The following is a 12,034-nucleotide window of genomic DNA, read 5'->3' as shown; positions in this document are numbered from 1 at the left end:
TATATACCGTAAATTATAGGCTGTGAACTTGAGTTAAAGCAGCAGCGATGGCTTGATCTTTTAACTCTGGTCCCATATTCACCCCTTCGGCACGAATAACCTCAATATCATTCACCCCAGTGAAATTAAACACTGTTTTTAAGAACCCCTCTTGAAAATCAGCAGGGCTATTTTCCCCATAAATCCCACCGCGACTGCTAGCAATGTAGGCCTTTTTATCGCCGGCTAAACCTATTGGACCATTTTCAGTATATTTAAAGGTTTTACCCGCCACACTAATTCGATCAATCCAAGCCTTTAAGGTCGAGGTCAAGCCAAAGTTATACATCGCAGCACCAATCACCACAATATCGGCATCCAGATATTGCTGGATGATTTGCTCTCCTAAGGCTGCTTGGTCAGCATCTTGCCCCATTAAAATTTCTGCGGTTAAATGTGGAATAGGCTGTTTGGCCAAATCTAAATATTCTACAGCCGCATCATGATGTTTCACTTTTAACCGCGCAACAATTGCTTGGCTTAACTGACGTGAAACTGAGACATCGCCTAAAATACTCGAATCAATATGTAAAATTTTCATGCTTAAAACCTTTCATCTGTATTTATTCAATGACAGCAGTTTAAGTGATCTATAAAAATAGAATAATATACTTATATACAACACACTGTTTTATTTTTAGAACAAACTTCCTTGAAGTGAACTTTATTTTTAAATTTTATCGGTATAAATCATAGCCATTACACTTCATAAAAAAACGTGCTATGTTGTGATTTATAAGAATAAATTCAATTAAGTGATCATTTAAAGATGTAGAGGTCAGCGTGATTAAATGAAGAAAAATTTGGCCTCCAATACTCGAAGCTCATTCAAAGCAAAAATTGCGAAATATTTGCTCGAAGATGAAGTGATCATGAATTGGAGTGTCCTCAATAAATCTATTCTCATCCTGATTCTAGGCAGCTTGGTGCATATTTTCTGGATTTTTTGGAAAAGTTTTGTTCTTCTTTCTCCAAATTTATGGAATTTCGTCGATTTAGCTTTGCTCCAACTCCAACTCAAACTCGACATTTTATTCTTCTGTCTTTTAATTCTCATGATTTTGCCCTGTGTCTTTTGGTCTAAAAAAAAGTGGGCACAACAATGGTTGCCTTATTTATCAATAGGAATTTTGGTGCTTTCCTTATGTCGCAATGGTGCCATGATTGGTGTACTCAGCCCCGCCACAATGGTTTCTTATGTCAGTTTAGTTACAGTGGGTTTGGTGCTGTTTAATCGCAAAATTGTTTACTTTAGCCTGATTCCCGTCACTCTGTTTTTGATCCTATCCAATTATTTAAGTTTAGAAGGCCACATCAGTTACGCCCCGCTGTTCCATCTCAACACAAGTCCATATCAAAACAAGTTTTGGGTCAGTTCAATGTTGTATTTTATTGCACCTATTCTGATGATTTGTTTAATTTTATTTGAAATTTTACTCAGCCAATGGCGGCATAGAGAACAATTGATTCAGCATTTAAGTCAAATTGATCCACTCACCAATATATTGAATCGACGCAGCATTAAAGCCTGTTTAGAAAAATTAGAGCACAGGCCAATAAAGTCTTATGCGCTGGTTCTCATTGATTTAGATCATTTTAAACAAATTAATGATCAATATGGTCACAACACAGGTGATGAAACTCTGATTCAAGTCAGTGAAGCGCTCTCAAAAATCATTCGTGATCAAGATGTCGTCGGTCGCTTTGGTGGAGAGGAATTTATTTTGATTCTTCATCAATCGTCTTTAGCACAAGCAAAAATTATTGCTGAACGTTGTCGCCAAGCCATTCAAGCATTGCATTTACTTAGCAGTGTTGGTGACAGCATTCAAGTGACTGCAAGCTTTGGAGTAGCCTTTTCCAGCACCGAAATTGACCCACAAAAATTACTCAGCCAAGCCGATAAAGCTCTGTATGAAGCAAAAGCCTGTGGTCGTAATCAAGTAAAATGCTATCCGGAAAATTTGGGAGAAGCTCAGCTTTATTAAAGTATATGGGATTGATCAGGTTCTAAATAATTGCCCCATACCTTGCGTCAAAAAGCCACTATACATTTCTGCGGTCATACAGCGCACGTGTACGTTGTTGTTTAGAATTTTTTGGCCATAACGCTACTCAGGATATTGTTCAGCTAAATATTCACAGATGGCCAAAGAATCCCAAATGACAACATCCTGATTTCCTCAAAATTCAAATTAAATGCTTTCAAACAGCCATGGACGCATAGACCAACTGGAGTAATTTTTGTTAGCAATATACAGTTGATCCATATCGTTATTGTCCTGTCTGCTGTGCAAACTCACTTAATTGTTTAAGTAGTTCTGGCTCCGTAAATGCGCCCGTCAAACGTAGACCACGTATTTCTTGCTGTTGCTGGTCTAAAAATAAATAAGTAGGTGGCCCTAAAATATCCCATTGCTTCAATAAAGTTTGATGCGTGGCATCATAGTGACTCAAATCAAGTTTAATCAAAAAATAAGGTGCTAAAGCACGCTGAACATCAACTGACTTTAAAATACGATGTTCGATGGGTTGACAAGCAACACACCAATCGGCGTAGACATCAATCACAATGGCTTGATTGGCTGGGACTCGATTCAATAATTGTTTAAATTCATCTGCTGTTTTTGCAATATGCCAACTGGCTTGAGTCGTACTTTGTTCAACAAAAAATCGCTGACTCTGCTGATATTGTGTATAGCCCAAATAAGGAATCATCAGTACCAAAGCTAAAATATAAACCCATTTAAACTTCGAGTTTTTAGCCGTTAAACCCACGATTAGATAGACAATAAAACCCAAACCAAGTACAAGACTCAAACCTTGCATCCACGCTTCTGACAATAAAGGTCGAACAAAATATAAAGCCAGTGCCAACATGATAAAACCAAACAATACTTTGATTTGATTCATCCATAAGCCTGCTTTCGGTAAAGCTTTAGCACCAAGAATACTGGCCAAAAGTAAAGGTGTCCCCATGCCAAAACCTAGGATAAATAGCAGTAATGCGCCCTGCCATTGATTTTGGGTCTGAGAAATAAACAACAACGCACCTGCCAAAGGTGCAGTCATACAAGGCCCCACCAATAATGCCGAGATCACGCCCATAATCCCTGCACCCATTAAACTGCCTCCTTTCTGTAAGGATTGAGCGCGGTCTAAACGGTTTACCAAGGCTTGCGGCAACTTAATTTCAAAGAGCCCAAAGAGGTTTAAAGCAAACAAGACGAACAACACGCTAAAAGCAATCAGTGTAGATGGTTGCTGTAACCAACGTTGAAAGTTCAGCCCAGCTGATGAGGCAATTAAACCTAAAATGGCATATACCAGTGCCATGCTAGAGACAAAGACCAAAGCAATCATCCATGCTTTTAAGCCTTTGCTGTCCCGCACAATCAATGAGGTCAAAATAGGCAACATTGGCAATGAACATGGGGTAAATGCCAATAAAATACCCAAGCCAAAAAATAACAATAAACCATAGATCAAAGAGCTTTGGGCTAATTTTTCCGACCACATCTGGTCTTGAGCCGTATCAATCTCTTTAGATTGAGCAGCTGAGGTTGAAGAATTATTTTCAGTGGCAAAATTTGGCTGACTTTTTGTAGTGCTATTCGAGGTTTGTGACAAATCCAGTAAGCGTTTACTCGATTTAGCCTGATCCTGCAAAAGTACTAGTCCATCAACATCCGTTTGAAATTCTATAGTTTGAGGTGGATAACAAATACGGTCTTGAGCACAACCCTGCCAAGTCACCCGATAAGTTTTTGCAGCTTCTGTTGGAATATCAAAAGAGACCTGTTTAAAATAAACCTGAGTATGCCCATAGTTCTCATCATACAAATCGATGGCTTTGGGTAACTTTAAGCTCAGGTTCTGATTACTTTGCTGTACTTCAAATTTATGCTGATATAAATAATAACGTTCAGGCATCGTCCAATTCAATTGTGCCTGATGTTCACGACTGGACTCTACTGAGAAAGAAAAAGCATCTTCTGCGGAAAGTAAACGATCTTGTGCCTGTGCATTAATTGAAAACAATAAAATGACACTACAAATCAATGCATGTATAGCGCAAGACAACCACAATTCAAGCTTTGGAAAATGCTTTTTCATAAATTTATACTATGCTCTTAGAATTTATACTATGCTCTTAGAAAAGAAACGATACACCTAAACCAGATTGATAACTTTTATCAGGTCCATTTAAATCGACCCCAATACTCGCATCCATCTGTACGCGATCGTTAAGTGCATAAATCACACCAGAACCCAGTGCGTATTCATAGTCTTGGCTTTCCGCTTTACGATAAACCAATTCTGAAAAACCAGACCATTTATCTGCAATTTTATATTCAATGGTTGGCACAGCACTTACCGCCCAGTCACTATTTTGTGCTTCATATCGCATAGTGATTGATGTAGAAATGAGATCGCTGAGTTCATATGCCACTGCGGAACTTAAACTATAAATATCATCGTGATTGCTAAAACCATCATTTCCAGTGGCAATAATCGCTTCTGCCAAAATTGCCATCGTCAGCTTGTCATCATCTAAATCAATGGCTTTTTTTAGACCAATGCTGACATCCCCTAAACCATCTTCTTCTACCGTCTGACCTGCACGTTTGACTTGCGTCCATGCAGGACCTTGCCACCCCAATTGCAATTCAAGATCTTTGGCTAAACCGGTACGAAATAACATATCCCCGTTCAAAGTCACGGTTTTTTGTTTTTCACCATCGACTGTACTTTCATTATAACTAGTACTGGGTAAGCCCTGTTCCCATGCTAATTGTCCAACCGGAGTAATTCCCGTCCCCATCCCAGCCCCTGGCCGATCAAAAGAAAAGTCGGCCGCCATCGTATTCAGACTAAAACCTGCTAAACACACACAACTCAATAGATTGAATATTTTCATTTTTAAAGTCCTATTTATGCTAATTCTTTTGTCATTTTAGCTCCGTGACGACGAAGTAATTCTAGCGTTTGTTTTTCTTCTTCTAGTGCTTCTGACCAGTTAATTTCATCAAAATCACAATCAAAGAATAAATCACTAATTGAAGATAGAATCGTTAAGCCTTCTTCATCTTTACGATTGGGATCGACCTGCTCTTCAAGTAAACGCTTTACTGCGGGTACACAAGCTGAACTGGCAGCATCCCACAATGGACCATAAAGTTCTTCAGCATCCCACAAATGCAAATTAGCTTTGGCCTGAATCAGTGCTTCTAGAATTTCAAGATGCACGGTCAAATTTTGTTGTTTTTGTGCTTCAGATAAAGGCGCACCCGCTTCATAGGCTTCACAAATTTGTTCCCACCATTGAAATAGACCATCTGACCAAATTGAAATGGCGGGGCCTTTTTCTCCATCAATGAAATTTGGATCGAGTCCATCTGCCAAAAGGCGTTGAACTTGAGCCAAATCTTGCTGTTCTAGGGCTTGTACCAAGACTTGCTGTTGCGCTGTTAACATCGAGAAAGTTCTCTTCAATCTATTTAAAACTATTATGCCGAATAAACGGGCATTTGTTTTACGCAAATGTATAACAAATATATTTTTTATTGGATCAGATTGAAGAAGAATGAGACCTAAAAAAAGCTCCGAAGAGCTTTTTTCTGTCTATTTTAGCCGTTTGATTTAATACTTCACATCTTCCGCGTCATCTATATCAGTTGCTTCAGCAAAAGCCAAAGCCGCAGCACGTGGATTTTCTGTTTTTTCAATAATGTGCTCGAGACTTCGTTTTAAACGATCAATCGCGCCATGGATAGCGGTATCGATATTATGTCCACGATGATTAACCACTACAGGTTTTAATCCTGCTGGACGTGCTTCAATCATACAGTGAATATCGTCGGCTCCACCTTTGGCCCCATTTTCATCACTCAAATGAACTGAAAAATGGGTAATACGATCATTATGACGCTCGAATCCTGCATTCAGTTCTGCACGAACATATGTAATTAAACGTTCACTATTTTGAATATTTTTATCTGTACGGATTTCAATGTTCATATAATATCATCCTCTTTTATGCGAATCTTTTGTGCAAAACTTCTTTATCTTGCCACATTTAACGTTGCCGTAAAACAGCAGTTACCACTTTCAAATAAGTTTGGAATACACTCCTTCACTTTGCACAATGGACACTTTTGAGTCTGCAGAATCATGTCCTTCTAATTCGAATATACGGGGCTAAGCGAGAAATATGCAAGTAGTATTTTGATATTTTTTAGAACTGTTTATAAAAATTATGCATTACCTAAATTTCACTTAAAATACATGATAATGCTCATATTATTTTTTAAATCTTTTAGGCTTTTTGTATAAATTACTTAGGCTTCTTTATTCATCTATATTTTTTTGAGTATCGAGATTGTATTCAGTTTTTTTGATCCCCTGATCAAGCTTAAATTTGTTATTTTTGAGTTATTGGTCAATTTTGACTTTATTTTTGCTTAAGAATCTGTATGCTTTGTGGGCTTCTCGGGGGGAGACTTTTTCATGAAATTTACACATTTTTTTGCGGCTTGTACCTTGGCTTCAACTGCGACCTTTACTCAAGCTGCGCCAATTTGGCAAGACTTTAGTTTGACTGGGCTTTATGGCGATAACTATGAAGTCGTTGATGAGCAGCAAAGTACTTTAACGGTTGAATATGCAGCGAAAGTAAAATATGCAGATGTATTCTTCTTTGCTGACCGTATGCGCGGTGGCGATGACAATAAATCGACTTATTTTGAATTATCACCGCGTTTAAGCTTAGGTGAAATCACTCAGAAAAAGCTTGCGTTTGGGCCGATTAAAGATGTCTTAATCTCGACAACGTGGGAAGCCAATAGCGATGATTTCAACAACTTTGATAACTTCCTTTATGGTTTCGGTTTCGATTTAGATATTCCTTATTTCCAATATGCCAGCATCAATCTTTATCGTGCTAACAATGAAATGACCCAAGACGATTATCAAATGACACTCACTTATGGTGTGCCATTTAAACTGGGTGCTGAAGACTTTTTGGTCGATGGTTTTCTTGATTGGTCAACTGCAGAAAAAGATCATGCCAGCGAATTGAACTGGACAACGCAGTGGAAATGGAATGCTGGAAAACATATTTCTCCTGATACACGTTTATATCTAGGTATTGAACATTCAGTTTGGAACAATAAATTTGGTGTTCCAGATGCCAATGAAAATAATGTCAGTGCTTTAGTGAAATATCACTTTTAAGTCGTCTAAAAAACGGATTAAGCAAGACGCAAGTCTTGCTTTTTTATTGCGTCAAAATCAATTTATTTCTAAAATAGTTTTTTACTTTATTGATTCGGCTTATTTAATGGACTTCCAAATACGTCCTGCTCAAATTCAAGATTTAGATCAAATTCTCAAGATTTATAATGCTGAAATTTCAACTGGAACAGCGACTTGGAATGATCAAGAAAAAACCTTAAATGATTTGCACCATTGGTTTAACACTCTCAGTAATCAACAATTTCCTGTGCTGGTCGCACAACATATTCCTTCCAAAAAGATCGCAGGTTATGCCGATTATTCTGGTTTTCGTCAAATTACTGGATTTAAGCACACAGTTGAACATTCCGTATTTATTGATCCAAACTTTAGCAGACAAGGCTTAGGTCAAGCATTAATGCTTGAGTTGATCCATCATGCTCAGCAGCAGAAAATCCATGTCATGGTCGCTGCTATTGATCATGCCAATCAAGCCTCTATTGTGCTACATGAAAAGCTGGGCTTTGTGCAAACAGGTTATATGCCACAAGTAGGACAAAAATTTGGACAGTGGCGAGATTTGGTGTTGATGCAATTGATACTGAATTAAAAGCTAAACAGTTTTAGTCCAAATAAAAAAGCCCATTTAGGGCTTTTTTATTTGGATATTTAAACCACCAAATCGGCCAAATTGCCTTTTTGTTCTAACCAGTGTTTACGATCACCTGCGCGTTTTTTTGCCAGTAATTTATCTAACAAACCCGAAGTAAAATGGACATCATCTAAATCAAGTTGAACCAAGCGACGTGTATTGGGATCTAAGGTCGTTTCCCGAAGTTGGCTCGCATTCATCTCACCCAAGCCTTTAAAGCGGGTGATTTGTGGATTTTTAGTTTTGGCTTTTTTCAAAACCGACTCTAATTCATCTTCATCTAACGCATAATGAACGTCTTTTCCATCGTCAATTCTGAATAAAGGCGGCATCGCCACATACAAATGACCTTCCTCAACCAAAGTTGGAAAATGCTTCACAAACAAAGCACAGAGTAAGGTTGCAATATGCAATCCATCTGAGTCTGCATCAGCCAAAATACATACTTTTCCGTAACGCAGTTCCGATAGATCATCGCTGCCAGGATCTACTCCAATGGCTATCGCAATATTATGCACTTCCTGCGAAGCCAAAACTTCATCAGATGCCACTTCCCAAGTATTTAAAATTTTGCCCCGAATGGGCATGATGGCTTGGAAATTTTTATCACGCGCTTGCTTTGCAGATCCACCCGCAGAATCTCCTTCGACAATAAAGAGTTCCGATTCTTCCAACGAATGCCCAACACAATCAGATAATTTCCCTGGCAAAGTTGGCCCTGCTACAATCTTTTTGCGCTCAACTTTTTTTGCAGCTTTTAAACGACGACCCGCTTTTGCAATCATCATTTCGGCAAGTTGCATCGCGGTATCAGAATTTTGGTTTAACCACAGGGCAAAGGCATCTTTAGCGATATTTAATACCACACCTGAAGCTTCACGACTGGAAAGTCGCTCTTTGGTTTGACCAGAAAATTGTGGTTCTTGAAACTTTAAGGACAAAATATAATTTACGCCATCCCAAACATCTTCTGCCGACAGTTTTAAATTTCGCGGTAATAAATTACGTAGTTCGCAGAACTCACGCACCGCATCAGTAACACCTGAACGTAGTCCATTGACATGCGTCCCGCCTTGCGCGGTAGGAATCAAATTGACATAGCTTTCCTGAACCAGTTCACCGCCTTCTATATTCCAACAAATCGCAAATTCAACACTGGCACGCTCCGCCTGTCCTGTTGCGACAAAAGCAGGATGTGGCAAGATGTCACGATCCTGCAATTCATCCATCAAGTAATCGACCAAACCATTTTCAAATTGCCATTCAATTTTTTCATTGTTAATTTGGTCAATATAGACAATTTGTAAACCGGCCGCTAAAACAGCTTTGGCTTTTAAATTATGTTTTAAAGCTTTTAAGGAAAACTTAGGTGAGTCAAAATATTTCGCATCGGGCCAAAAATGCACTGTGGTGCCAGTGGCACGTTTCGGTACTTTACCTTCAAGCACTTCAAGTTTAGAAACAGGTTCACCATGCTCAAATGCCATGGTGTAAATATTGCCTTGGCGCTGAACTTCGACTTCAACTCGATTTGAAAGCGCATTGACGACCGAAATTCCGACGCCATGTAAGCCACCTGAGAACTGATAATTGTCTGTGCTAAATTTACCGCCAGCATGCAATTTGGTCAGAATAATTTCAATTCCACTTTGACCATATTCAGGATGAATATCGACAGGCATCCCACGACCGTTGTCTTCTACCGACAAAGAGCCATCTTTATAAACAATAACTGTAATTTTATTGGCATGTCCTGCAAGTGCCTCATCGACTGCATTATCAATGACTTCTTGTGCCAAATGGTTTGGACGCGTGGTATCTGTATACATGCCGGGGCGACGGCGTACCGGATCTAAACCAGATAAAACTTCAAGGGATTGAGCCGTATATTGAGACACGTTGTACTGTTTCCTTATTTAATACAATCCGATAAAAACTGTAATGCCATCGGTATTTTGTCTACGAAATTATTCATTGCGTGGCTGCCCTTTGCCTCAGTGATCATCATGGACTGATGCAAGGGGAAACTATAATAACGCTGTGCTTCACGATAATCCAAAATCTCATCGCCTTGTTGTAGCAAGACTAAAATTTTGGATGCATCTTGTACAAATGGCACAGCCATGTGTTTAAGTTGATCCAGTTGAGTATGTTCTAAAGTCCATTGTGCATTTACAACATACGGGATGTTTACCTGATCAAATAAATCGTAAAACAATTGCCATGGTCGCATAGCAGGATTAATCAGTACAGCAGGAACATGATATTTTGCGACCAACTGTGTCGCATAGAAGCCCCCTAAACTACTGCCTATGAGCGCCACTTCATCTAGACGTTGAATCATCTCACCTACATGCGACAAGACTTGTTCAGGTGACATATTTAAATCTGGCAAATGTACCTGATCCGCGCTATGTTGCTGACAATAGGCTTGAATAAGCTGCCCTTTAAGGGATAAAGAACCACTTTTAAATCCATGTAAATAAATGATATTCATATATTTTTATTACATCTTTGTTTGATTTTATCTATATTCAACTCATCTTTTTTACGATTTTTTCATCATTTACACATATAACAGCAATTGTTAGACAAAAAAAATAAAAGTTAACTACAATTATCGTTATTGTAAAAGTGAATCGAAATAAATCTTAACAGATTATCAGTTCAGTATTTATATTGAATACCCAAGAAAAATAAAATGTCTGGGATATAGCGTCAAATAAAGGATAGGACAAAATGCCAAGCTTAACACCATTGCATGAAACCTATTGTAAGTGGGATCGCACACCACCTAGCCAAGCTGACGTATTAGAAGGGCTTGCACAATTGGTTACCACGCGTTTAGGGGATGCAGTACAAGATCTGATCCAGGTGATTCAACGTGAAATCTTGATTAGCCTCTTTGGAATGAGTGAACAACGTTCAAAAAAATTACAGAATATTCCCTCTATTGAAAAGCTCTATCAATTTTCCTATGACACTTTGCTGAATTATAGTTCTTATTTGCTTGCGCCAGGTTTACGTAAAATTATTGAAAAATATCCAAAACTCCATGATAAACCGCTGACCCCTTCACTGCATTTTTTGGTGGGTGTTTTAAATGGGATATTGGGCGATTATTTATTAAAATATCAAAACCCAGTCTCTTTGCCGATGGTCTTATACGATCATTATGGTGAATTGCAACATGGTGAATTGTCTGGACGTATTGTGATTTTTGCACATGGTTTATGTATGAACCATCTGGAATGGTCAAATCCTCAACATGGGGGGATTGGTGAAAAGTTGTTGGCACAGCGCGACCACAATACGATGCTGTACTTAAATTACAATTCAGGCCGTCGTATTTCTGCAAATGGACGTAGCCTCGCCAATACACTACAAGATTTGGTCCGTCGTAACCCCAATATCAGTAGTATTGATTTAATTGGACACAGTATGGGCGGTTTGGTATTACGCAGCGCGCTGTTTTATGGAAAACAAAATATACACCATTGGTTGCATCTTACTGAAAATTTGGTCTGTCTAGCATCACCTCATCATGGCGCAGTATTAGAACGTTTTGGATTTATTTTGCAAGATAAACTCGGACATTTCCCTTTTGTTAAAATTATTCGCCATATTGTCAATATTCGCAGCAATGGTATTTTAGATTTACGTTATGGCAGTGTCCGTGATGATGATTGGGAACACAGTACTGCTCGCATCGGCGGTATGGATGACAATCGAAAACCTGCTCCGTTATCCTCACATATCAACACCTATTTTGTTGCAGGTTCAGTGGCTTATAAAAATAGGAAAAATCGCCACTTAGAGGTATTAGGAGATTATTTGGTTAGTGTTAAAAGTGCTTTAGGCGAACACCCTGACCCACGTTTTCAATTAAAATTACCCGCATCGCATAAAGCTATTTTTTATGGCGTGAACCATTTTGAAATTCACTACCATGCGCAGGTCGCTGAACAATTAGTGAAATGGTTTTATCCACCCAAAAATCAGACAGTCACAGAGGGTGTTCATGAGTATTGGGTAAATTTAGAAAGTCAGTCCGAGCTTGCAGGATCAGAAAGGTTTAAATAAGGCTTCGTCATGCGACTCTCTCCT

At 38.7% G+C, this 12,034-nt stretch carries 11 protein-coding genes and 1 pseudogene; 4 read left to right on the top strand and 8 right to left on the bottom strand.

The genetic code is table 11. The features are described from left to right. Window positions 1–13: 13 nt before the first annotated feature. The gene (locus GA0116959_RS07925; RefSeq protein WP_092720054.1) at window positions 14–580 is read right to left on the bottom strand and encodes an FMN-dependent NADH-azoreductase; all 567 of its coding nucleotides are present in this window, start codon (window positions 578–580) and stop codon (window positions 14–16) included. A 250-nt stretch (window positions 581–830) separates the two neighbouring features. Between GA0116959_RS07925 and GA0116959_RS07920 the strand changes: the two genes are divergently transcribed. Continuing rightward, window positions 831–2,027, top strand: coding sequence for a GGDEF domain-containing protein (locus GA0116959_RS07920; protein ID WP_171256889.1), 1,197 nt, complete (start codon window positions 831–833; stop codon window positions 2,025–2,027). A 51-nt stretch (window positions 2,028–2,078) separates the two neighbouring features. On the opposite strand, the pseudogene GA0116959_RS07915 reads toward GA0116959_RS07920, so the two are convergent. The 5 genes and pseudogenes from GA0116959_RS07915 to GA0116959_RS07895 all read right to left on the bottom strand — a co-directional run. Next, a pseudogene (locus GA0116959_RS07915) lies at window positions 2,079–2,309 on the bottom strand (thioredoxin domain-containing protein); the annotation flags it as partial. 4 nt (window positions 2,310–2,313) lie between these two features. Further along, window positions 2,314–4,155, bottom strand: coding sequence for a protein-disulfide reductase DsbD (gene dsbD, locus GA0116959_RS07910; protein WP_092720052.1), 1,842 nt, complete (start codon window positions 4,153–4,155; stop codon window positions 2,314–2,316). 37 nt (window positions 4,156–4,192) lie between these two features. Next, a complete protein-coding gene (locus GA0116959_RS07905) occupies window positions 4,193–4,960 on the bottom strand; it encodes a transporter (RefSeq protein WP_092720051.1) in 768 nt (255 codons plus the stop codon). A gap of 14 nt (window positions 4,961–4,974) precedes the next feature. Next, window positions 4,975–5,517, bottom strand: coding sequence for an ankyrin repeat domain-containing protein (locus GA0116959_RS07900; protein WP_053579240.1), 543 nt, complete (start codon window positions 5,515–5,517; stop codon window positions 4,975–4,977). A gap of 165 nt (window positions 5,518–5,682) precedes the next feature. Further along, window positions 5,683–6,060: an HPF/RaiA family ribosome-associated protein gene (locus GA0116959_RS07895; RefSeq protein WP_092720049.1), complete on the bottom strand. Its 378-nt coding sequence runs from the start codon at window positions 6,058–6,060 to the stop codon at window positions 5,683–5,685. Between the two features lie 489 nt (window positions 6,061–6,549). On the opposite strand from GA0116959_RS07895, the gene GA0116959_RS07890 reads away from it, so the two are divergent. Both GA0116959_RS07890 and GA0116959_RS07885 read left to right on the top strand, forming a co-directional pair. After that, window positions 6,550–7,275 (top strand): outer membrane protein OmpK, encoded by a 726-nt coding sequence (locus tag GA0116959_RS07890; protein ID WP_092720046.1) that lies wholly within the window; start codon window positions 6,550–6,552, stop codon window positions 7,273–7,275. Window positions 7,276–7,381: 106 nt separating this feature from the next. After that, entirely contained in the window at window positions 7,382–7,885 is a 504-nt protein-coding gene (locus tag GA0116959_RS07885; RefSeq protein WP_092720045.1) for a GNAT family N-acetyltransferase, read from the top strand. A gap of 59 nt (window positions 7,886–7,944) precedes the next feature. Here GA0116959_RS07885 and parE read toward each other — a convergent pair whose 3' ends face one another. Together parE and GA0116959_RS07875 are read right to left on the bottom strand one after the other, a co-directional pair. Then, window positions 7,945–9,825 (bottom strand): DNA topoisomerase IV subunit B, encoded by a 1,881-nt coding sequence (gene parE / locus GA0116959_RS07880; protein WP_053579237.1) that lies wholly within the window; start codon window positions 9,823–9,825, stop codon window positions 7,945–7,947. A 14-nt stretch (window positions 9,826–9,839) separates the two neighbouring features. Then, window positions 9,840–10,424 carry a YqiA/YcfP family alpha/beta fold hydrolase gene (locus tag GA0116959_RS07875; RefSeq protein WP_092720043.1) on the bottom strand — a complete coding sequence of 195 codons (585 nt, stop codon included), beginning with the start codon at window positions 10,422–10,424 and terminating at the stop codon, window positions 9,840–9,842. A 242-nt stretch (window positions 10,425–10,666) separates the two neighbouring features. Here GA0116959_RS07875 and GA0116959_RS07870 point away from each other — a divergent pair, with 242 nt between their 5' ends. Continuing rightward, entirely contained in the window at window positions 10,667–12,010 is a 1,344-nt protein-coding gene (locus tag GA0116959_RS07870; protein WP_092720041.1) for a PGAP1-like alpha/beta domain-containing protein, read from the top strand. Window positions 12,011–12,034 lie beyond the last annotated feature (24 nt).

Source organism: Acinetobacter albensis, assembly GCF_900095025.1.
Classification (GTDB): domain Bacteria; phylum Pseudomonadota; class Gammaproteobacteria; order Pseudomonadales; family Moraxellaceae; genus Acinetobacter; species Acinetobacter albensis.
Note: the sequence above shows the minus strand (reverse complement) of the source record. Positions and strands in the feature narration are given on the sequence as shown.

Excerpts from the sequence above, each read along its gene's own strand:
- GA0116959_RS07875 (WP_092720043.1), bottom strand. The coding sequence starts at position 10,424 with ATGAATATCATTTATTTACATGGATTTAAAAGTGGTTCTTTATCCCTT.
- GA0116959_RS07890 (WP_092720046.1), top strand. The coding sequence starts at position 6,550 with ATGAAATTTACACATTTTTTTGCGGCTTGTACCTTGGCTTCAACTGCG.
- GA0116959_RS07895 (WP_092720049.1), bottom strand. The coding sequence starts at position 6,060 with ATGAACATTGAAATCCGTACAGATAAAAATATTCAAAATAGTGAACGT.
- GA0116959_RS07900 (WP_053579240.1), bottom strand. The coding sequence starts at position 5,517 with ATGTTAACAGCGCAACAGCAAGTCTTGGTACAAGCCCTAGAACAGCAA.
- GA0116959_RS07920 (WP_171256889.1), top strand. The coding sequence starts at position 831 with ATGAAGAAAAATTTGGCCTCCAATACTCGAAGCTCATTCAAAGCAAAA.
- GA0116959_RS07870 (WP_092720041.1), top strand. The coding sequence starts at position 10,667 with ATGCCAAGCTTAACACCATTGCATGAAACCTATTGTAAGTGGGATCGC.
- dsbD (WP_092720052.1), bottom strand. The coding sequence starts at position 4,155 with ATGAAAAAGCATTTTCCAAAGCTTGAATTGTGGTTGTCTTGCGCTATA.
- GA0116959_RS07925 (WP_092720054.1), bottom strand. The coding sequence starts at position 580 with ATGAAAATTTTACATATTGATTCGAGTATTTTAGGCGATGTCTCAGTT.
- GA0116959_RS07905 (WP_092720051.1), bottom strand. The coding sequence starts at position 4,960 with ATGAAAATATTCAATCTATTGAGTTGTGTGTGTTTAGCAGGTTTTAGT.
- GA0116959_RS07885 (WP_092720045.1), top strand. The coding sequence starts at position 7,382 with ATGGACTTCCAAATACGTCCTGCTCAAATTCAAGATTTAGATCAAATT.